Origin of the sequence: Novosphingobium sp. CCH12-A3 (genome assembly GCF_001556015.1) — a bacterium.
In the GTDB taxonomy this organism is placed as follows: domain Bacteria; phylum Pseudomonadota; class Alphaproteobacteria; order Sphingomonadales; family Sphingomonadaceae; genus Novosphingobium; species Novosphingobium subterraneum.
Genome location: NZ_LSIA01000121.1, coordinates 26,252 through 46,235, shown reverse-complemented (window position 1 = coordinate 46,235; position 19,984 = coordinate 26,252). Strand labels below are relative to the sequence as shown.

15 protein-coding genes are annotated in these 19,984 nt (G+C 64.7%); 6 read left to right on the top strand and 9 right to left on the bottom strand.

Annotated elements, in window-relative coordinates; translation table 11 throughout:
• Positions 1-11: 11 nt before the first annotated feature.
• Genes AX703_RS09465 through AX703_RS09455 form a run of 3 tightly spaced genes read right to left on the bottom strand, consistent with a single transcriptional unit; the run spans position 12 to position 3,489 of the window.
• On the bottom strand, positions 12-2,237 hold the full coding sequence (locus AX703_RS09465; RefSeq protein WP_062343766.1) for a molybdopterin cofactor-binding domain-containing protein: 2,226 nt from the start codon (positions 2,235-2,237) through the stop codon (positions 12-14).
• Positions 2,234-3,196 carry a formylglycine-generating enzyme family protein gene (locus AX703_RS09460; RefSeq protein ID WP_062343765.1) on the bottom strand — a complete coding sequence of 321 codons (963 nt, stop codon included), beginning with the start codon at positions 3,194-3,196 and terminating at the stop codon, positions 2,234-2,236. The genes AX703_RS09465 and AX703_RS09460 overlap by 4 nt, the downstream gene beginning before the upstream one ends.
• Entirely contained in the window at positions 3,196-3,489 is a 294-nt protein-coding gene (locus AX703_RS09455) for a DUF1330 domain-containing protein (RefSeq protein ID WP_062343764.1), read from the bottom strand. Before AX703_RS09455 ends, AX703_RS09460 begins: the two co-directional genes overlap by 1 nt.
• Before the next feature lie 249 nt (positions 3,490-3,738).
• On the opposite strand from AX703_RS09455, the gene AX703_RS09450 reads away from it, so the two are divergent.
• The 5 genes from AX703_RS09450 to AX703_RS09430 all read left to right on the top strand — a co-directional run bounded on the left by AX703_RS09450 (position 3,739) and on the right by AX703_RS09430 (position 10,667).
• Complete coding sequence (locus AX703_RS09450; protein ID WP_062343763.1) at positions 3,739-5,787, top strand: hydantoinase/oxoprolinase family protein; 2,049 nt, start codon at positions 3,739-3,741, stop codon at positions 5,785-5,787.
• Positions 5,788-5,797: 10 nt separating this feature from the next.
• On the top strand, positions 5,798-7,657 hold the full coding sequence (locus tag AX703_RS09445) for a hydantoinase B/oxoprolinase family protein (protein WP_062343762.1): 1,860 nt from the start codon (positions 5,798-5,800) through the stop codon (positions 7,655-7,657).
• A 114-nt stretch (positions 7,658-7,771) separates the two neighbouring features.
• On the top strand, positions 7,772-8,632 hold the full coding sequence (locus tag AX703_RS09440) for an oxaloacetate decarboxylase (protein ID WP_062343761.1): 861 nt from the start codon (positions 7,772-7,774) through the stop codon (positions 8,630-8,632).
• A complete protein-coding gene (locus tag AX703_RS09435) occupies positions 8,632-9,753 on the top strand; it encodes a zinc-binding dehydrogenase (RefSeq protein ID WP_062343869.1) in 1,122 nt (373 codons plus the stop codon). Before AX703_RS09440 ends, AX703_RS09435 begins: the two co-directional genes overlap by 1 nt.
• A gap of 119 nt (positions 9,754-9,872) precedes the next feature.
• On the top strand, positions 9,873-10,667 hold the full coding sequence (locus AX703_RS09430; RefSeq protein WP_062343760.1) for an IclR family transcriptional regulator: 795 nt from the start codon (positions 9,873-9,875) through the stop codon (positions 10,665-10,667).
• A gap of 28 nt (positions 10,668-10,695) precedes the next feature.
• Here the strand turns inward: AX703_RS09430 and AX703_RS09425 are convergent, their stop codons facing one another.
• Genes AX703_RS09425 through AX703_RS09405 form a run of 6 tightly spaced genes read right to left on the bottom strand, consistent with a single transcriptional unit; the run spans position 10,696 to position 16,683 of the window.
• Positions 10,696-11,595, bottom strand: coding sequence for a DUF1838 family protein (locus tag AX703_RS09425; RefSeq protein WP_197423664.1), 900 nt, complete (start codon positions 11,593-11,595; stop codon positions 10,696-10,698).
• 15 nt (positions 11,596-11,610) lie between these two features.
• Positions 11,611-13,119, bottom strand: coding sequence for an aldehyde dehydrogenase (locus AX703_RS09420; RefSeq protein WP_062343758.1), 1,509 nt, complete (start codon positions 13,117-13,119; stop codon positions 11,611-11,613).
• Positions 13,116-14,267 (bottom strand): FAD-dependent monooxygenase, encoded by a 1,152-nt coding sequence (locus AX703_RS09415; RefSeq protein WP_062343757.1) that lies wholly within the window; start codon positions 14,265-14,267, stop codon positions 13,116-13,118. Before AX703_RS09415 ends, AX703_RS09420 begins: the two co-directional genes overlap by 4 nt.
• Positions 14,264-15,019: a polysaccharide deacetylase family protein gene (locus AX703_RS09410; protein WP_231735469.1), complete on the bottom strand. Its 756-nt coding sequence runs from the start codon at positions 15,017-15,019 to the stop codon at positions 14,264-14,266. Before AX703_RS09410 ends, AX703_RS09415 begins: the two co-directional genes overlap by 4 nt.
• Positions 14,997-15,191 (bottom strand): hypothetical protein, encoded by a 195-nt coding sequence (locus AX703_RS28295; RefSeq protein WP_231735468.1) that lies wholly within the window; start codon positions 15,189-15,191, stop codon positions 14,997-14,999. The genes AX703_RS09410 and AX703_RS28295 overlap by 23 nt, the downstream gene beginning before the upstream one ends.
• Before the next feature lie 31 nt (positions 15,192-15,222).
• Positions 15,223-16,683, bottom strand: coding sequence for an NAD(P)/FAD-dependent oxidoreductase (locus AX703_RS09405; protein WP_231735467.1), 1,461 nt, complete (start codon positions 16,681-16,683; stop codon positions 15,223-15,225).
• A gap of 429 nt (positions 16,684-17,112) precedes the next feature.
• Here AX703_RS09405 and AX703_RS09400 point away from each other — a divergent pair, with 429 nt between their 5' ends.
• Positions 17,113-19,677: a TonB-dependent receptor gene (locus AX703_RS09400; RefSeq protein ID WP_197423663.1), complete on the top strand. Its 2,565-nt coding sequence runs from the start codon at positions 17,113-17,115 to the stop codon at positions 19,675-19,677.
• Positions 19,678-19,984 lie beyond the last annotated feature (307 nt).

Below are 19,984 nucleotides of genomic sequence, written 5' to 3'. Positions count from 1 at the left end.
GCCCAGGCCCCTCAGGTTTCCAGCGTGCGCGCGATGGGAAGAGCGCGAATGCGCGGCCCCCCGGCGTCAGCTATGGCGTTGCACAGCGCGGGCGCAACCACCGGCGTCGAAGCCTCCCCCACCGGCCCCGGTCTCGTGCCGCCAGGGATAAGCGCCACCTCGATCGGCGGAATGTCGGCCAGCAGCGGCATGCGGTAATCGCCGAAGTTCTCCGCCGTCGGCCGCCCATCGGCGAAGTGAACCTCACCCCACAGCGCGGCCTGCAGGCCGAACACGATGCCGCCCGAGATCTGCCCCTCGGTGCTGACCGGATCGATCGCCAGCCCGCAATCGAAGGCGCAGGCCAGCCGGTCGATGGTCAGCGCCTTGCGCTTGACGGTCACTTCCGCCGCGATCGCGCAGAAGCTGTTCTCGGCATAACTGAAGGCAATGCCGCGCCCTTTGCCCCCATCCTTTCCGGGCTTCCTTCCGGAACCCGGCTTGCGCGCCTGCCACCCGATCATCGCCGCCGCCTTTTCCAGCACTACGCGGATGCGAGGCTGCGGGTCCAGCATGGCGAGGCGATAGGCGAGCGCGTCCTCGCCGGCCGCAAAGGCAAGCTCGTCGATGAAGGATTCGGCAAAGAACGCATTCTGCGACATCGTGACCGATCGCCAGAACCCGACCGGCACTGCCAGATCGGTCTTGTGGTATTCGATCAGCTTCTGCGGCACGGCATAGGCGCCATATATCAGCTGCGCCGCCGAGTTGGCATCGGCCAGCCCTTCAAAGCCGGGAATGCCGGACATCTTGTGATAGGCGGCGATGGATTCACCGGCGATGCGGCTGTGGATCGCGGTTGGCTTCCCCGTCGCATCAAGCCCGGCGACCGAGCGGACCGCAAAGGCGGGGCGGAACTGGTCCATCGCGAAGTCCTGCTCGCGCGTCCACACCGTCTTGACCAGACGCCCCGGTGCCGCCTGCGCTGCCTGCACGGCGATGCCGACGAAATCCGTCCCCCACTTGCGCCCGAACCCGCCGCCAAGGAACGTCACTTCGACGCGCACCTTGTCGAGCGGCAGGCCAGTCAGCTTCGCGCCCAGTGCCCGGCTGAACGCCGGGTCCTGTAGCGGCCCGCGGATCAGCAGGCCATCATCGGTCAGCTTGGCGGAGCAGCAGATCGGCTCCATCGTGGCATGGGCCAGATGAGGGACTTCGTATGCCGCCTCCACCTTGCGCGGTGCTGCGGCAACAGCGGCAAGAACCTGCGGCTTGTCCGCCCGCTGCAGCTTGGGCGGAAAGCCGCTCAGGTCAAGGTTCGGAAACGGCGCGGGCTCGATCGCATCGAACGCTGCTTGCAACCCTGCCGCCAAGCTTTCGTCAGAAAGTCCGGCAGTCGGGCTGGCGCTGACCTCGAGAGACACGCCCTGCGCGGCCTTTTGCGCGCGCCAGAACCGGTCGGCCAGAATGGCCACGCCGCCCTTGACCTGCGCAGTGGCAAACACGCCCGGCAGCTTGCGTGCCTCGTCCAGCCCCTTGGCCGTGAAGCTCGCTTCGGGATGGGGTGCGAGCACCAGCGCAGCGATCAGCATCCCGGGTTCCGCCACGTCGATCCCGAACGTCGCCGCTCCGGTCACCTTGGCGTGAAGGTCCTTGCGCGGCGTCTTGCCGCCGATCACGCCGAAGCCTGCCGGGTCCTTGAGCCTTGGCTCGGCCGGAACCCGCAGCTTGGCCGCATCAGCCGCCACCTCACCGAAGGTCAGTTCACTGGGGCCACCCGTGATCCGGCCTGCGCGGGCGGAAAGGCCCTCCACCGGAACCGAAAGCCGTACCGCTGCCGCCTGCAGCAACATCGCCCGAGCGCCCGCGCCGAGCTTTCGCAGAGCGGCATAATAGCCGGTCACGCTCATCGAGTTGGCAGTAAGCTGGCGGCGCGCGAACGGATTGGAAAAGGCCGGATCAGCCCATGGCAGCTGCACCACAAGCCGCGCAAAATCGCAGTCAAGCTCTTCGGCAACGATGCGCGCCAAGGCTTCCTGCGTGCCCTGCCCCATTTCCGAAGTCGGCACGACCAGCGTCACCACCCCGTCCGGCGCAATTGCCAGCATCGGTCCGAACTGCGCAGGGGTATTGGCGCTATCCGTCACCGCCCAGGCGGCACCGCCACGGCCCAGCAACAGCCCACCCGCGCCAAGACCCAGCCCGGCGAGCACGCCACGGCGGCTGAGATTGACGAGAGCGCGCGTCGTGTCGGTCACTTCGCGTCCTTCGCCGGAAGATCACGTGCCACGCGGAAGCCGAATATCCACGTCACCAGGTCTTCCGGATCGCGCCCGCGCCACGAGGTGCGGTTGCGGAACGGCGAACTCATCCAGCTCCCCCCGCGCACGGCACGCCGCGGGCACTCGCCACTGACCTGATAGGCCGAGCCATCTGTCGGCGCGCCTGACGGATAGGGCGCGAAGTAGCAGTCCTCCACCCATTCCCAGACATTGCCGGTCATGTCATGCAGGCCGAAGGCATTGGCCCGGTAGCTGCCGACCGGCGCCACCTCGGCATGGCCGTCGCTGCACTGGGCATGCGGTACGGTAACCGCACCTTCGGCGGTCGAGAACACGGGCACCGCGCCGCCCGCTGCGCCGTCCTTGTCATAGACGTTGGCGTGGGTGCAGGCAGCGTCGATGGAGTTGCCCCAGTAGTAGTCGCCCGGCTTCCCGGCGCGCGCGGCATATTCCCATTCCGCTTCCGAAGGCAGGCGATAGTTCTGCCCCGTCTTCTCGGAAAGCCACGCAGCATAGGCCTTGGCATCACGCCACGAAACGCAGACAACCGGCTTGTCCGGCGCACCCGCGCCTGCACCGGTGCCTGGGTTCAGGTAATCGCCCTCCGGCACGATCTCGACCTTGCCGCCCACAATCGAACGACACCCCCTGGAAGGCGTGCGCCCGGTTTCGGCAATAAAGCGCGAATACTGCGCGTTGGTCACCTCATGAACGCCAAGCGCGAACGGCCGCGTGATCGTCACTTGCCGCACCGGCCCTTCCGGGCGGCCTTCCTCGCCCACGTCCGCGCCCATGCTGAACGTGCCGGGAGCTATCGCGATCATGTCGGGGCAGTCCCTGCCGCAATCGTTGAAGCGCTTGCCCGGCTTCGCTTCTGCCGCAACGCCGGAAAGCGCCAGCAGGCTTGCCGCAATCGGGCCAATGCGCCCGATCATCACGCGCCAACCAGCGTCACGTTGATCTCCGCCAGCCCCTCGCGCAGCTTCTTGGCCTCGGTATATTCGGGCGAATTGTAGAAGCCGAGCGCGGCCTCCCGGCTCGGCCATTCCGAGACGACCACCGATGCACCTTCTGCGCCTTCGCCTTCCAGGACGGTTGCCCCCGGCGCGCGGATGACATAGCGCCCACCATGCTGCTCGAGGATTGTCGCCGCCCTCTGCGAATAGCCGCAGGCCATGAATGCATCGCGGTCCTTGAGCGTCGCCGTCACCACCAGCCATGCGGCCATTGCAGAATCCTTCCTCGAACGTGATTTGGCGGCAGTCGACACCGCGCGCCGTGCCGCGAACAGAGATCACGTAAGCTTATCCGAACAGCGGATTTTCCCGGTTCGGCGGAACTCCGCCGCCACGGCTGAAAAGCCGCTTGGCGGATAACTCTGTCCGAAAATCCCCCCGGCGCGGAGGATATGAATAGCACTCGCCTCACTGCAAACGGACGGCGATTCCGCCGCAAGACACAAGCGATCGGGGTAGACATGACCTATCGACTGGGCGTGGACGTGGGTGGCACGTTCACCGACCTCCTGCTGTTCAACCAGAGCACTGGCGAATTCTGGCGCAACAAGACGCCGTCGACCCCGCACGACAGTTCGGAAGGCATTCTGAACGGCGTGACCGCCATCTGCGAAAAGGCGGGCATCAGCCCGTCGGACGTCGAATTCTTCCTCCACGGTACCACCGTGGCGACCAACGCCGTGCTCGAAGGCAAGGGCGCGCGCGTCGGCCTTGTCACCACCGATGGCTATCGCCAGGTCATGCAGATCGCCCGCTCGTTCGTGCCGGGCGGGCTTGCCGGATGGATCGTCTGGCCAAAGCCGGTGCCACTGGCCGCGCTGCAGGACACCGTCGAAGTGCGCGGCCGCATGGATGCGCAAGGCAATGAGCTGGAACCGCTCGACGAAGCGCAAGTGCGCGAAGCCCTCGTCGCCCTGCGCGACAGCGGCGTGGAAGCGCTGACCGTCAGCCTCGTCAACGCCTACCTCAACGGCGCGCATGAAAAGCGCATCGGCGAACTCGCGGCAGAGATCATGCCCGGCATCCCGATGTCGCTGAGCCACGAAGTCCTGCCCGAAATGCAGGAATACGAACGCACCCTGACGACCGTTGCCAACGCCGCGGTGCGCCCGGTGATGCGCAAGTACATTCACAACCTGCGCGATAGCCTGCGCGGTGCCGGTATGGCCGGATCGCTCTCGCTGCTGCGTTCGGACGGCGGGTTGATGTCCTCCGAAAAGTCGGAAGAGCATCCCGTCTCGCTGCTCATGTCGGGTCCTGCAGGCGGCGTCACCGGCGCGATCTGGGTTGGTCGCAATTCGGGCATCAAGAACATCCTGACGCTCGACGTCGGCGGCACCTCCACCGACGTGGCCCTGATCGAGAATCTTGAAGCGCGCCGCCAGCGCACCACCGAAGTCGGCCACCTCTCGGTCCGCGCCTCGGCGCTTGACGTGAAGACGGTTGGCGCGGGCGGCGGCTCGATCGCCTATGTGCCGGAACTCACCGGCGCGCTGCGCGTCGGCCCGCAGTCGGCGGGCGCCGTGCCCGGCCCTGTCGCCTACAGCAAGGGCGGCACCCTGCCGACTGTGACGGACGCCAACGTCGTGCTTGGCTACCTCCCTGAGAACCTGCTCGGCGGCACCTTCAAGCTTGACCGCGAAGGCGCCAAGAAGGCGGTGCAGACCATCGCCGACGCGCTGGGCATCGGCCTGATGGAAGCCGCGCGCGGGATCATCGACATCGTCAACGAGAACATGTTCGGCGCACTGCGCATGATTTCGGTGCAGCAGGGCTATGACCCGCGCGACTTCGCGGTGATGGGCTTCGGCGGCGCCGGCCCGCTCCACGTGAACGCCGTGGCCAAGCTGATGGGCTCGTGGCCTGCCGTCTCCCCGGTCAGCCCCGGCGTGCTCTGCGCCCTGGGCGATGCCACCACGCGCATGCGCACCGAAACCGCGCGTTCGTTCAGCCGCCGCGTCGACGAGACCGACGAGGCCGAAGTTCTCGCCCTGCTTGATGACATGGCCGCGCAGACCCGCGCCGAACTGACCGCCGAAGGCATCAGTGACGCCGATGTCACCAGCCAGTTCGAACTCGACATCCGCTACGAAGGCCAGGCCTTCGAAGTGCCGCTGTCGATCGACGCCGAAGTTCTCCGCCGCGATGGCCTGAAGGGCGTGACCGACCGCTTCGATGCCGAACACAAGCGTCTGTTCACCTTCAACATGGATTCGGCGCACGAACTGGTGAACCTGCGCGCCGTCGCCATGGGCCCCGCGCTCGACCTGCCCGCCCCGCCGCTCGAAGTGGGCAACGGCGATCCGATCGCCGCCAAGGTGCGCGACCATGAACTGTGGGCCGATGGCGCCATGGTCCCCGCCGTGATCTATGACCGCGCCAGGCTTCGTGCCGGCGACGTGATCCCCGGCCCCGCCATCGTCGTGGAGATGGACTCCACCACGCTGATCGAAGCCGGCTGTACCGGCCGCGTCGACCATGTCGGCAACATCCTGATCAACCTCGCCTGAGGACTAAGCCATGCCCGCACAGATCATCCAGGCCAACACCACGCCCTTCAACCCGGTTGCCGTCGATCCGGTCACGCTCGACATCATCGAGAACGCGCTGCGCAATGCGCGGATCGAAATGGACGCGACGCTTGTCCGCACCGCGATGTCTCCGGGCATCCGCGAGCAGGGCGACGCCTTCCCGCTCATCGCCGATCACACCGGCAAGATGATCGTCGGCCAGTTCGGATCGTACATCGGCCCGTTCCTCGATGGCTATGACGGCACCGTCGAGGACGGCGACCTGATCTTCCTGTCCGACCCCTACTCGGTGCAGGGCGCCATCAGCCACTCGAACGACTGGCTGGTCCTGCTCCCCGTGTTCAAGGACGGCCGCCTGATCGCCTATACCTCGATGTTCGGCCACCAGTCCGACATCGGCGGCATGGTTCCCGGCTCGATGCCGATCCACGCCACCTCGATCTTCCAGGAAGGCGTGCGCATCCCGCCGGTCAAGATCTGGAAGAAGGGCGAATACAACGAGGACCTGATCAAGCTGGTCATGCATCAGACCCGCACGCCGGACTGGTGCAAGGCTGACCTCAACGCCCTGATCGCCTCGTGCCGCGTCGCCGCGCGCCGCGTCTATGAAATGGCCGAGCGTTTCGGCGACGACGTGTTCACCTCGGCCACGACGATGCTGCTCGAACGCAACCACCGTGCGATGAAGCAGCTGATCGCCAGTTCGATCAGCGAAGACAAGGTCAGCTTCGAAGACTACATCTGCGACGACGGCCTGGGCTATGGCCCCTACAAGATCAAGTGCACGATGTGGCGCGAGGACGGCCGCGTGGTGCTCGATTTCGCCGGCACCGATCCGCAGAGCCAGGCCTCGATCAACATGCTGCTCAACGAGAACATGATGCGCATGTTCTTCGGCATCTACATGATCATGATCTTCGATCCGCAGATCCTGTTCAACGACGGCTATTACGACCTGATCGACGTGCGCATCCCCGAAGGATCGCTGTTGAAGCCAAAGTTCCCCGCCGCGCTCTCGGGCCGCACCCACGTGCTCGGCCGCCTGTTCGATATCCTCGGCGGGTTGCTAGGCCAGAAGACGCCGGAATTCCTCAATGCCGCAGGCTTCTCGTCCTCGCCGCACCTGTTCTATGCCGGCACCGACAGGAACGGAAAGTGGTTCCAGCTCTTCCAGATCGGCTTCGGCGGCATCCCCGGACGCCCGCTGGGCGATGGCCCCGATGGCCACTCGCTGTTCCCCGGCTTCACCAACGTGCCCAACGAGTTCCTCGAACGCTACTTCCCGCTGGTGATCGAGCGCTACGAGACCGTTCCCGATAGCGGCGGCGCCGGTCTGCACCGTGGCGGCAACGGCATCGACATGGTCTACAAGTTCCTGGAACCCGGCACCATCGCCATCCATGACGACCGCTGGTTCGTGCCGCCCTGGGGCGTAAACGGCGGCGAGCCGGGCGCCCGCGCGCGCAAGGTTCTGGTCAAGGCCGACGGCACCGAGATCGTCGTCGGCAACAAGCTGAAAGACTACCCGGTCGAACCCGGCGATCGCCTGCACTTCATCACCTGGGGTGGCGGCGGCTGGGGCGACCCGCTCGAACGCGATCCCGAACTGCTGGCGGTCGAACTCAAGCAAGGCCTCGTCACCGAAAAGGGCGCCCTGCGCTATGGCGTGGTGCTGAAGGACGGCGCGGTCGATGCCGCTGCCACCGATGCACTGCGCACGAAGATGCGCGCCGAACGCGGCGAGCTTGGCGTGTTCAACTTCGGTCCCGATATCGAAACCCTGCGCGCCAACTGCCTTGCCGAAACCGGCCTCCCCGCTCCCAAGGCTCCGCGCTGGGCAAACACATAACTGGAAGCCCACCCCCAACCCCTCCCGCTTGCGGGAGGGGAGCGAGACTTACGGAGCCGAAGGCGGAGTTAGTCGCAGCGGGGTGGGCATAACTGCAGTACAAGGACCAGATCAGTGGCAAATCCCATCCTCCGCGAGAAGCTGAACTCCGGAAAGTTCTTCGTCGTCCCCGGCATCCAGGACATGATCACCGCGGTGATCGCCAACAAGGTCGGCTTCGATATCGTCTATGGCACCGGCTACTGGCTCACCGCCTCGGCTTGGGGCCTGCCCGACGCCGGCATCGCCACCTACACCGAAATGCGCAACCGCATGGAGACGCTGGCGCGCACTTCCAACGCGGCAGTCATCGCCGATGGCGATACCGGCTATGGCGGCCTGCTCAACGTCCACCACACCGTGAAGGGCTATGAGGCCAGCGGCGTCACCGCGATCCAGATCGAGGACCAGCAATTCCCCAAGAAGTGCGGCCACACGCCGTTCAAGCGCCTGATCTCGACCGAGGACATGGTCGAGAAGATCCAGGTCGCCGTGGACTCGCGGGAATGCGAGGACTTCGTCGTGATCGCCCGCACCGATGCGCGCGAGAGCGAAGGCCTCGATGGCGTGCTGCGCCGCCTCGAAGCCTATTCGAAGGCCGGGGCCGACGTGCTTTTCCCCGAAGCGCTGCACAGCGAGGAGGAAATGCGCAAGGCCTGCGCCGTGCTCGACAAGCCCTGCATGGCCAACATGTCGAACCACGGCAAGACGCCGGTCCCGCCCGCCGAGGTGCTGGCCGAGATCGGCTATGCCTATGCCATCTACCCCTCGCTCACCAGCCTTGCCGCCTGTGCCGCGATGGAAAAGGTCCTGCGCGATCTCAAGGACAACGGCGTGGGCCAGCCCGATGGCCTGTTCGATTTCTCCGAGTTCTGCTCGCTGATCGGCTTTGAGGACGTGTGGGCGTTTGAAAAGAAGTGGGGCAAGGCTGGCTGATGACCACACGCCGCATCGCCGCCGCCGTCCTCAAGCAGAGCGGCAACAACCCCGCTCCCTATGCGGTGAACAAGCCGCTCGAGGTCAAGACGCTCGAACTCGCCGATCCGAAACCCGGCGAAGTGCTGGTGCGGATTGACGCTGCGGGCCTGTGCCACTCCGATCTGTCCGTCATCAACGGCGACCGGCCGCGCCCGATGCCGATGGCGCTGGGCCACGAAGCTGCCGCCACCGTGCTGGCATTGGGCGATGAAGGCGATGGGTCTCTGGCGGTTGGCGACCGCGTCGTGCTGGTGTTCCTGCCCTCGTGCGGGCACTGCGTCGCCTGCGCCTCGGGCCAGGGCTACCTTTGCGCCAATGCCGCCGCCGCCAATGGCAAGGGCGAGCTGATGCAGGGTGGTTCGCGCCTTTCCTGTGACGGTGAGCATGTCCATCACCACCTCGGCGTCTCGGCCTTCGCCACGCAGGCCGTGGTCGATCGCCGTTCGCTGGTGAAGATCGACAAGGACATCCCGCCCGAGACCGCCGCCCTGTTCGGCTGCGCGGTGCTGACGGGGGTCGGCGCGGTGATGAACACGGCGCAGGTCCGCCCCGGCGAGTCGGTCCTGATCTACGGCCTTGGCGGCGTCGGCCTCGCCGCGCTGCTCGGCGCGCTTGCGGCAGGGGCACAGCCGGTCGTCGCGGTTGACCCCTCGCCCGAAAAGCGCGCACTCGCCCTCGAACTCGGCGCCGCTGCCGCCGTCGCCCCGGGCGAGGACGAAGCGCTGTTCGGAACCGACGTGGTGATCGAGACCGTGGGCAAGGCTGCCGTTCTCGCGCTGGCCTACAAAGCCGCCAGGCGCGGCGGACGCATCGTCACCGTGGGCTTGCCGAACCCGACAGAAATGCTTGAAATCAATGCCTTGTCGCTCGTCGCCGAGGGCAAGACGCTGATGGGCAGCTACATGGGTTCGTCAATCCCGGCGCGCGACATTCCTCGTTATATCGCCTTGTGGAAGGCAGGCCGGATGCCGGTCGAAAAGCTGCTGACTTCGGTGAGCCCGCTTGAGGAAATCAACGACCTGATGGACAAGCTCGCCCAGGGCAAGGCCGTCCGGCAGGTCATTGTCCCCGGATGGTGATTGTTCCGAATTGGGGACAGGTTTATCCGACAGGCGGATAATTCCTTGAACAATTCGGTTAAATGACATTCTCTTGTCACTCTGCGGCCAACCACAGAAGTGACAAGGGGAGTCGTACAATGGAAAAAGGCGTTCCTATCCGGTCGATCACGCGATCCATCGCCGCGCTGAAGGCAATCAACCGCCACGGCTCGCTTTCGATGATGGAAATCGCCAAGTCGGCAGAGGTCCCCTACCCCACCGCCTGCCGCATCGTGCAGACCCTGCTTTACGAAGGCCTGATTGAGCAGGAGCCCGCCCGCAAGCGCTACCGCGCCACCGCCCTCGTGCAGACGCTGGCCACCGGCTTCCAGCACGATGACGAACTGGTCCGCATCGCCCGCCCGCACATCGTCGCCTTCACTGCCCGTGCGGGCTGGCCGGTCTCCATCGCCATCCGCGTCGGCCGCGAGATGATGCTGCGCGACAGCACCCATGCCAATTCGTCATTGACCTTCGAGCATTACTATCCGGGCTTCACCCTGCCGATCCTCGACAGCGCCTCGGGCAAGGTCTCGATGGCCTTTGCCGACGATGAGGAGCGCGAGATGATCCTGCGCTTCATGCGCGTTTCGCAGGACATCGACCTCAACTACCTCGCCACCGCCGAAGTCAGCCTCGATGTCGACCGCATCCGCGCCGATGGCTATGCCGTGCAGGGCCGCAACCACTTCAACCTGACGCCAGGCAAGACCTCGTCGATCGCCGTGCCGATCTTCCGCAACGGCCACTTCGAAGCGGCCATGACGATGGTCTTCTTCGTCGCCGCCATGAAGCTCTCGACCGCGCTCGAAACCTACCTCGACGACCTGAAGGCGACAGCCGCCGCGATCAGCCACGACCTTTCGAATGGCGCCCCCGCCGGGAGCGCCTGACCACTGGGATAACAGGCAAAGCGGACAATCAGAGCTGCGGATTGGCGAGGTATTCGAGGATATCCCACCTCGGCTTCGACGAGTTCGCAGTGTCGAAGATTTCTGGCGTGTACTTTTCCAGACCCTTGCGCGCCGCCGGCGGATTTCCGTCGAGCGAGCGCAACTTGGCGCCGTGGGAATTGCCGTAGGTGCGCCCCGGGCGCTGGCCCATGCCCAGCCAGGGATGCCAGGAACCCATGTTCTGGAAATGGCAGAAGGCGTCAGCGGAAGTCACGCTTTCGTCAAAGGCCTGCGTGGCCGATGCCACGTAAGTCGCCTGTGATTCCCAATACGAGGTCGGCCCCGCGTAGAGCTTGGGATACTTCTGCGGATCGATCGGGCTTGGCCGCGCCATCGATGCCGCGGTCGGCACGATGACCATGCTGCCCAGGGATTCCATGCGCAGCGGGTTCGGTTCGAGTTCGGCACCCTTGGTGATCACGCCGTCAGGCCCGATCGTCACTTCGAACGGACCGCCCAGAAACTGCCAGACGCGGCGCTTTTCCTTCGTGTAGGGGTTTTCCCACTCTTCCAGCACTTCGTCGGTATCGAACTTGCAATAGACGCCGCATTCAAACGTCTTGGTGACATAGCGGTCCGGCGCGGCCTGCTGCCATTTGTTTACCGACAGGTGGTTCATGGTGAAGAACGGCACCAGGCTGCCACCGTCATAACCGTAGATGTTCAGCCGATAGAAGATGTAGACTGTTTCATCTACGGTAGACCCGATTATGCGCGCACGCATCTTTGCACGGGCGGCAGGATCGGCAGGCACAGACCGTGCTGCGCCTGGCATCGTTGCAGCCCCCGCAGCCCCTGCTAGCGACAGGCCCATCATTCCCACCGGCGCCAACATCATCGCCGAACGCCGATCCAGTCCTTCGCTCATCATCTGGTTCCCTATTTAAAGTCTGGCAGTAACAGCCTTCGTCTCGAGATAGGCGTCCAGCCCTTCCTGCCCGAACTCACGGCCCCAGCCCGATTGGCCATAGCCGCCGAACGGGATGTTGGTGCCGACCGCGCCGTGGCAGTTGATCGAGACCTGGCCGGCGCGGATGCGCTTGACCAGGCGGTGCGCGGTGGAAAGATCGCGCGTCCACACGCTGCCCGACAGGCCATAGGGCGTATCGTTGGCAAGGGCGGCGATAGCTTCCACATCTTCGCTTTCGAACTTCTGCACGGCCATGACCGGGCCGAAGATCTCCTCGCGCATCAGCGGCATGGCATTGTCGCAGCTGGTGAACACCGTGGGCTGGATGAAGTTGCCCGGCCGGTCGAGCTTCTCGCCGCCAGCAATCAAGGTCACGCCATCGGCCCTGGCGCGCTCGATATAGCCCATGACCTTGGCCGCATGCCCGTCCGAGATCATCGGGCCCTGCGTGGTCGCGGGATCAAGGCCGTGGCCCAGCGTCATGACCTTGCAGAACGCCGCAACGCCTTCCATCAGCTCGTCGTGGATCGCGGCATGGGCAAAGATGCGCGTGCCGGCCATGCAGTTCTGGCCCTGAAGGAAGAACGTCGCCATCGCCACGCCGGGCACGGCCAGCGCCAGATCGGCATCGGGCATGACCACCACCGGGCTCTTGCCGCCAAGTTCGAGGCTGACCTTCTTGAGGTTGCCGAGCGCCGCCTGGATGATGCGCTTGCCCGTAGCGGTCGATCCGGTGAACGAGATCTTGTCGACGCCGGGATGCTCGGCCAGAGCCTGCCCCGCCTCTGCCCCCACGCCGTTGACGATATTGACCACGCCCGCCGGAATCCCGGCTTCGAGGATCATGCCTCCCAGCGCCAGCGCTGAAAGCGGGGTTTCCTCCGATGGCTTCATCACCACCGTGCAGCCCGCCGCCAGTGCCGGGGCGAGCTTGAGGATCGCGGTCGAAAGCGGCACGTTCCACGGCACGATCTGGCCGGCCACGCCCACCGGCTCGCGCAGGGTATAAGTCAGCGCTTCGGTTTCGGCGGCGATATGGCGCGGCGGGGCGATGGTCGTGCCCTCGATCCGCATCACCGCGCCCGCGTAATAGTCGATCATCTCGACGCAGTTCGCGGTGGTCAGCCCGGCGATGAAGCGCGGCATGCCGTTGTCGATCACGTCGAGCTCGGTCAGCAGCGTGGCATTTGCGTCCATCACCCGCGCCAGCTTGTGCAGCAGCGCGGTACGCTCGGCCACGGTCATGCGGCCCCATGGCCCTTCGAACGCGGCGCGCGCGGCCTTGACTGCCCGGTCCACTTCCGCCGCGCCGCCGGTCTGGAACCTTGCCAGCACCAGCCCCGTCGCCGGATCGCGCGTTTCCAGTTCGCCCGAACCTTCGACCCATTCCCCGCCGATCAGGAGCCGGTGTGTTTCCCCGAGGAAACATTCCGTCTCGGGCGCTATCGGATTGCCGTCAAAGGGAACTGGCGAAACGCTCATACTTCGACGGTCCTCGGGTCATAGGAGAACAGGCCCAGCGATTCCTCGTCCTTCATCTCGCCCAAGCCGAACAGGTCGGTGTCCTGTCCCTGCATGCGATCGGCGTTGGCGTTCGATTCCTGCTGGATGAACGTGGCGCGCTCGTGCCGCGCCTTCTCATAGCGGGCCAGACCCTCGGCCGCAGAATCCGATGCCGCCAGCGCACGCGCCAGCACCACCGCATCCTCGATCCCGCAGGCCGCACCATGGCCGAGGAACGGCGTCATCGCGTGCGCCGCATCGCCGATCAGCGTGACATTGCCACCCTGCACCCAGGTATCCATCGGCTTGCGCGCGTTGATCGCCCACTTGAACAGCGGCTGCGCCACGGCGGCCTTCAACAGCCGCTGCGCATCTTCGCACCAGTGGCCATAGATCGACTGCAGTTCGGCAGGATCCGCGGGCGTCGTCCAGCCTTCCTCGTTCCAGCCTTCCTGCCGCGCGAAGAACACGAAGTTCATCACCTTCGAACCGCGCACGTTGTAGCGGTTCATCATCGCGCCGGGGCCGATGATGATGCCGGGGAAATCGGAAAGGTCCTGAATTTCTTCGGTCACCGGCACCAGGCAGCGCCATGCGACATGGCCAGTGAAGTGCGGTGCATCATCACCAAACCGCTGGCGGATAACGCTCTTCACGCCATCGGCACCGACCAGCACATCGGCGGAGAACTGGCGGCCATCGGCCAACGTCACCGTCGTGCCATCGCTGGAGACGACTTGCGCCCCGGCGATCATCTCCACGCCCGAACGCTCGGCCGCGCGGGTCATCACGCCATGCAGGTCGGCGCGGTGGACGGTGATGTAGGGCGCACCGTACTTTGCGCGCTGGGTTGAGCGGTCCATCGCCACCAGCGTGCGCCCGTCCTGCCAGTGCTGGATGCGCTGGCGCGTCGGCTCGACCGCAACCGCTGCCGCTTCCTCGCAGATGCCGATGAAATCGAGGCCCTTCATCGCATTGGGCGTCAACGTCAGCCCGGCGCCGATCTCGCCGAACTGCGGCGCGCTTTCCAGCAGCGTCACCTTGAAGCCCTGCTGGGCGAGCGCGGCAGAGGCGGTCATGCCCGCAACGCCACCGCCGACGATCAGGATGGTCTGCGGTTTGCTCACTTCAATTGCCCCGGGATATGCGATTCATGGTTGGCGAGATACCACTCGGCAATCTCCTCTCGCGTGGCCCACCACACGCCCGGCAGACTCTTGGCGTGTTCGATGAATTCCCGCAGCGCCCGCACGCGATGGGCGCGGCCCGAAACGTGCGGGTGCAGGCCGAGGTTCATGATCCGCCCGGTCTTCGCCCCTTCGGCATGGAGCACGTCGAGTTCCTCGATCAGCGCATCGCGGTATTCGTTGGTGGTGTAGTTCTTGCGCGTGATGAAGGTGAAATCGTTGATTTCGTTGGAATAAGGCACGGAGACGATCGGCCCGTGCGGCGTGCGCAGCAGGTAGGGCTGATCGTCGTTCATGATGTCGCAGTAGAAGGTGCAGCCATATTCGGCGAGGATGTCGGCCGTCTGCATCGTGCCGCGCAGCGAGGACGAGAGCCAGCCCTTGCTCTTGCGCCCGGTGAACTTCTCGAACTGTTCAAGGCTGCGCAGGATGATGTCGCGCTCCTTGGCCGGTTCATGCGCGAAGCTCGAAAGCAGTTCGCCCTGTTCCCAGTTGTGGGTGAGCAGCTCCCAGCCGCGTTCGAGCACGGCATCGGTCATGGCCTTGCGCCGTTCGAACGTGACGGCATTGGTGGTGCAGCTGGCCTTCACGCCCAGCTCGTCAAACAGGTCGATCAGCCGCCACAGGCCAACGCGCTGGCCATATTCGCGCCAGGTGAAGTTGGGGAAATCAGGCGTGTTGCCGGGCAGCACGTCGGGCAGGATCGCCGGGCAGGATCGCCGGGCCGCCCGCGTAATAGGGCTTGTCGGTATCCTTGGTCAGGTCCCACGTTTCAAGGTTGAACGTGAGGATCAGCGCGACCCGCGCACCGTTCGGCCAGATCAGCGGCTTGCGCTGCGGCAGCGGGATGTAATCGTATTCCATCAGTGACTTACCCCTGAATCCAGATGCCGCCTCAGGCGGTCAGAACTTCCAGTGCGACGCGCTCTGCCGATTCCAGCGCGCCTTCCAGCCCGCGCGCGCCCTGTGCGGTGTGCTCGCCGCAGAAATGGACGCGACCCGCCGGCTTGATCATCTCGTCGAGCCACTTCACCTGGCCCGGTCCGAAGTACGAAACGTCGCCGCCATTGAAGCGCTCGCCCGCCCAGCTGAAATAGCTGTGCGCGGAAACCTTCCCCTTGGCGGCAGGACGCAGCGTCTCGATCTGGCGGACCACCATCGCCTTGGCCGCTTCTGCGCCCATGCGATCCCAATACAGCGCCAGATTGCCGCGCGCCTGCACGATGAAGCCGGTGATCTCGTTCGGGTCCGCGCCATAGCGTTGCGGCATGACATTGCCGAGGGGACCATCCGTCCACATGCCGGGGGCAAGCTTGTCCACATCCCAGAACGGGGCGTTGGCCGTGACGAACACCATCGAGATCGGCTGATAGCCCAACTGGCCGACAGCCTGTGCCTGCATGCCTTCAAGAGCAGGCAGGACCTTCACGTTGCGCAGCGCCGAAAACGGCAGGGAGCAGATGACGCGCGGCGCGCTGAAGGTCGAACCATCGGCAATGTGCACCGTAACGCTCGCGCCATCCTGCGTAATCGCCACGACCTCGCGGCCAAGCAGGACATCGCCCTTCAGCAGCTTGGCCATCCCGGTCGCCAGGTGAATGTTGCCACCCTTGGCCGAAAGCGATCCCGCACCGGCGGCCGCCTGGCCCTTCACGAAGCCATCGTTGTATTCCATCATCAGGGACGAGACGTCCCATGCGTTCACGCCGTAATAGGGCGCGATATCGTTGCACAAATGGATCGCGGCGTCCGAAAGCCCCTGCGCCTTGAGGTATTCGTACAGCGAGATATCCAGCGCCGCGTTTGCCGGATCGTGCCAGCTCGTCCAGTCAGCCAAACGGTTGTTGTCCGATACCACCTTGCTGACAACCTCGCCCGGCATCAGCATCTTCAGCTTGTCCGGCAACGGATTTCCCGGGAACGCCGCCCATTCGGCGCGAGTCATCGGCTTGCCGTTGATCCACAGCAGCGGCGGCGGGCCAGACCGCCAGCGCGCGCCCACCTCGACCATTTCGACCCCGGCACGATTGGCGGCATCGAGACCACGACCGTAGCCAGCCGCCATCGAATTGAAGCCCATTTCCGGATAGCCCGGCTGATCGAGCAGGGTCCAGATCCGCCCGCCGACACGCTCGCGCGCTTCGATCACGGTGACGCTTTGGCCTTCCTGCTCAAGCATCCACGCCGCCTGCAGCCCGGAAACTCCTGCGCCCAGGACGATCACGTCGCTCTGCCCCAGCTTGCGCGGCGCAACTGCGGGCGCAGGCTTCTTCGTCTTGCGCGCGGCCAGCGCAGGCTGGCTGGCGGCGAGCGCGGCAAGGCTGAAACCTCCAAGCGAGAATGTGCGCCGGTCCATCGTCATAGTGCTCTTGTTCCCTCGACCGTCACCCATAGGACAGTCGTCTTTACGCTACCAATCGGCACAAGCGACAGGCCCGTGTCGATTGTGCGGGTGGTGCTCACCACCAGTCGGATAGGATTTGGCAGCTTCCGGAAAATGGCCACGACCGGCCTGACGCCTGCAGCACACCTGCCTCAAAGCCGAACTGTCGGAATGCCGATGGTGGGTGGGCACCGCCAAATCTCCGAGAGGCGGATATTGTGCAGCGCAACCGTTGTGATCGACCGCCCGGCGCGCAAGCCTCACGATCCGAGAGCAGGTGATCCGCTGGATGTGCCTGCCGCGTACGGGTCGATCAGACAGAATACCAAGTTAGCGGCAATCCGCCTTTCGCGGAGTTTTTTGACGTGCCGATTACATTCACACGTTCTTATGGGGGGAACCATGAAGAAGTATCCAAGTAAGTCATCCGCTTCCGTTCTGGCGATAGCACTTTCAGGCATGGTCCTGTCCATGCCTGCCACCGCCTTTGCCGCTGACGAACAGCCGCAAGCTTCAGAGAACGAAGGCGGCCTTGGCATCATCACCGTGACGGCGCGCAAGCGCGAGGAAAGTCTGCTCGAAACGCCGATCGCCATCTCTGCCCTGACCGCGCAGGACATCGAGAAGCGCGGCATCACCAACGTCAATGACGTCGTGCTCAACACGCCCGGCATCAACGTCTCGAACACCAATTCCGGCCGCAACGACCGTTCGTTCCAGCAGATATCGCTGCGCGGCATGACCCCGTCGACCACCACCTCGACGCTGACCGCCAGCTTCATCGACGGCGTTCCGGTCGCTTCGGCTACCGCGCTCAACGCGATTGCCGACCCCGCCCGCATCGAATTGCTCAAGGGTCCGCAGAACGCCTATTTCGGCCGAAACGCCTTTGCCGGCGCCATCAACGTCGTCACGAAGTCGCCTGGCAAGGACTTTGGCGGTGCAATCTCGGCCATGGGCGGCACGCGCAACAACTTCGATGTCTCCGCCTCTCTCGAAGGTCCGATCGTGGCCGATATCCTGAGCTTCCGCCTCACCGGCCGGGCCTTTGCGAAGGACGGCTCGTACCGCAATGGCGCCAATCCGAACCAGACCCTTGGCGACCAGCAGACCCACACTGGCACACTGGCGCTCGAATTCACACCATCATCGGCGCTGACGATCAAGGCTCTCGGTCTCTACTCCGAAGACGATGACGGTCCTTCGGCACAAGGCCTGCTTTCGGCCTACGAGTTGCGCGCCAACAACGGCGTCATCAACATCCCGTTCCGCAGTGGCAACACCAACGGCACGGTGATTGTGCCGAGCCTTGCCAACTGCACGCTCAACGGCACCAATCCGTTCATCTGCGGGGCGTTGCCTGCGCTTCCGGCCGGCTTCAGCCCCGCGCAGAACACGCTCGAAGACGCGCTGCTGGCGCGCATTCTGGCCCGCCCGGACCTGCGCGTCCCCAACCCAAGCAAGGGCGCACGCGGCTATGGCCTGGTCCGCCAGTACTACCACCTGCACCTCAACGTCGATTACGAACTGGGCGATACCGGACTGACGCTGTCGTCGCTGACGGGCTACAACAACGAGCTCTATTCGCAGATGGCGGATCTCGACAACTACGATAGCTCGCTGCTGCGCAATCCGTTGGCCAACGCCACCAACGGCCTTCGCACCTACTGGACATTCCCGTTCCTCGTCGAACGCCGGAACAAGGACTTCTCGCAAGAACTGCGCGTGTCCTACGACAAGGGCGGCGCGCTGAAGGCGATGCTCGGCGGCAGCTACCTCGATACCAAGACGCAGGGCGGCCTGCTCAGCGTGTTCAACGAAGAACAGTTCGGTGCAGCGCGTGCTGCCAACACGCTGACGCCTCCGGGCCGCGCGGAAACCTGGGGCGTATTCGGCAGCGTCAGCTACGACGTGACCGAATCCCTCAACATCAGCGCCGAAGGGCGCTGGCAGCGTGACAAGGTCTACGCATTCGCCGGTGGCCGTTCGCTGACCATCGGTGCTGCGGCCTCGACCAAGTACGGCCTGCCTGCCGGTACCTTTGCGCCGCTGACCACCTTCTTCAACAAGACTTTCGACAACTTCATGCCCCGCATCATCGTCAACTACGACGTAACGCCTGATGTGATGGTCTATGCCTCCTGGTCGCAGGCCGCGAACGTCACGCTCAGCTCGTTCAACACCAGCTTCCTTTCGGGCACTGCCGGTGAGTTCGCCGCGGCAGAAGCGATTGGCCTGGGCGTGGTGGTTAAGCCTGAAAAGCTGACAAACTACGAACTCGGGCTCAAGGGCAAGTTCCTCGACGGTCGCCTCTACGTGACCGCTGCTGCCTACGTTGCCGACTGGAGCGAGCAGCACAACAACCGCTCGGTAACCTTCCTTGATACGACCATCCCCAATGCCCTGCCCTCGATCGTCAGCGGCGTTGCCAACACCGGCACGACGCAAGTGCGTGGCTTCGAGCTCGATATCAGCGCAGAGCCTGTCGACGGCTTCACCATCAATGCCTCGGGTGCCATCAACGACAGCTCGATCCGCAGCTTCGCCGATCCTGCGATCACGCGCCTGACCGGCGTCAGCGGCGATGGCTTCAAGGGCAAGCAGCTGCCGCTGACCTCGAAGTACTCTGCCAACCTGGGCGCGCAGTACACCGGCAAGCTCGGTGAGGAGAGCACCTGGTTCGTGCGTGGCGATCTGTCCTACAAGTCGCGCCAGTTCGTCGATCCGGCCAACCTGACCTGGATCAAGGGCCGCGCGCAGGTCAACGCGCGCATGGGCTTCACGAAGGGCAGCTTCGGGCTGGAGGCATTCGCCACCAACCTGTTCAACGACAAGAACTACACTGCCGTTGCCCAGAACAACCTGCTCGAACCGACCTTCGCGCTCGCCGGGGCGCCGTTCGGATACCTGAACGTCGGTCTTCCCGAACTGCGCACCTTCGGGGTTCGCGGCAACTACAAGTTCTGATCGAGGCGAGCAACCGGTCGAACAGAAGGGGCGGTGCAGCGATGCACCGCCCCTTTTTTCATGTCCGGATCACAGCAGGCCGTCCACCATCGGCCACGATTGATCTGCGCCCGGTCGACCTGCCCACCGCCCGTGCAGAGAAACAAACCATGAAGGAGCCTCGGCAAACTGCGCCATGCAGGCGAGTCACCTACAGCAGGTCCCCTGCAAGCAGATCGATGTCTTGCGCGATATCTACGCGATCGCGCCGCGGGACACGGCCGATGTCCCGCGGCTGTTCCGCTGTCCTGAAACTTGACCGGGTTCG

What these genes read in the sequence shown, in the direction of transcription:
- AX703_RS28295 (WP_231735468.1), bottom strand. Translation starts at nt 15,191, where the DNA reads ATGGAATACGATTACATCCCGCTGCCGCAGCGCAAGCCGCTGATCTGG.
- AX703_RS09430 (WP_062343760.1), top strand. Translation starts at nt 9,873, where the DNA reads ATGGAAAAAGGCGTTCCTATCCGGTCGATCACGCGATCCATCGCCGCG.
- AX703_RS09400 (WP_197423663.1), top strand. Translation starts at nt 17,113, where the DNA reads ATGAAGAAGTATCCAAGTAAGTCATCCGCTTCCGTTCTGGCGATAGCA.
- AX703_RS09405 (WP_231735467.1), bottom strand. Translation starts at nt 16,683, where the DNA reads ATGGACCGGCGCACATTCTCGCTTGGAGGTTTCAGCCTTGCCGCGCTC.
- AX703_RS09445 (WP_062343762.1), top strand. Translation starts at nt 5,798, where the DNA reads ATGCCCGCACAGATCATCCAGGCCAACACCACGCCCTTCAACCCGGTT.
- AX703_RS09460 (WP_062343765.1), bottom strand. Translation starts at nt 3,196, where the DNA reads ATGATCGGGCGCATTGGCCCGATTGCGGCAAGCCTGCTGGCGCTTTCC.
- AX703_RS09420 (WP_062343758.1), bottom strand. Translation starts at nt 13,119, where the DNA reads ATGAGCGTTTCGCCAGTTCCCTTTGACGGCAATCCGATAGCGCCCGAG.
- AX703_RS09450 (WP_062343763.1), top strand. Translation starts at nt 3,739, where the DNA reads ATGACCTATCGACTGGGCGTGGACGTGGGTGGCACGTTCACCGACCTC.
- AX703_RS09425 (WP_197423664.1), bottom strand. Translation starts at nt 11,595, where the DNA reads ATGAGCGAAGGACTGGATCGGCGTTCGGCGATGATGTTGGCGCCGGTG.
- AX703_RS09435 (WP_062343869.1), top strand. Translation starts at nt 8,632, where the DNA reads ATGACCACACGCCGCATCGCCGCCGCCGTCCTCAAGCAGAGCGGCAAC.
- AX703_RS09455 (WP_062343764.1), bottom strand. Translation starts at nt 3,489, where the DNA reads ATGGCCGCATGGCTGGTGGTGACGGCGACGCTCAAGGACCGCGATGCA.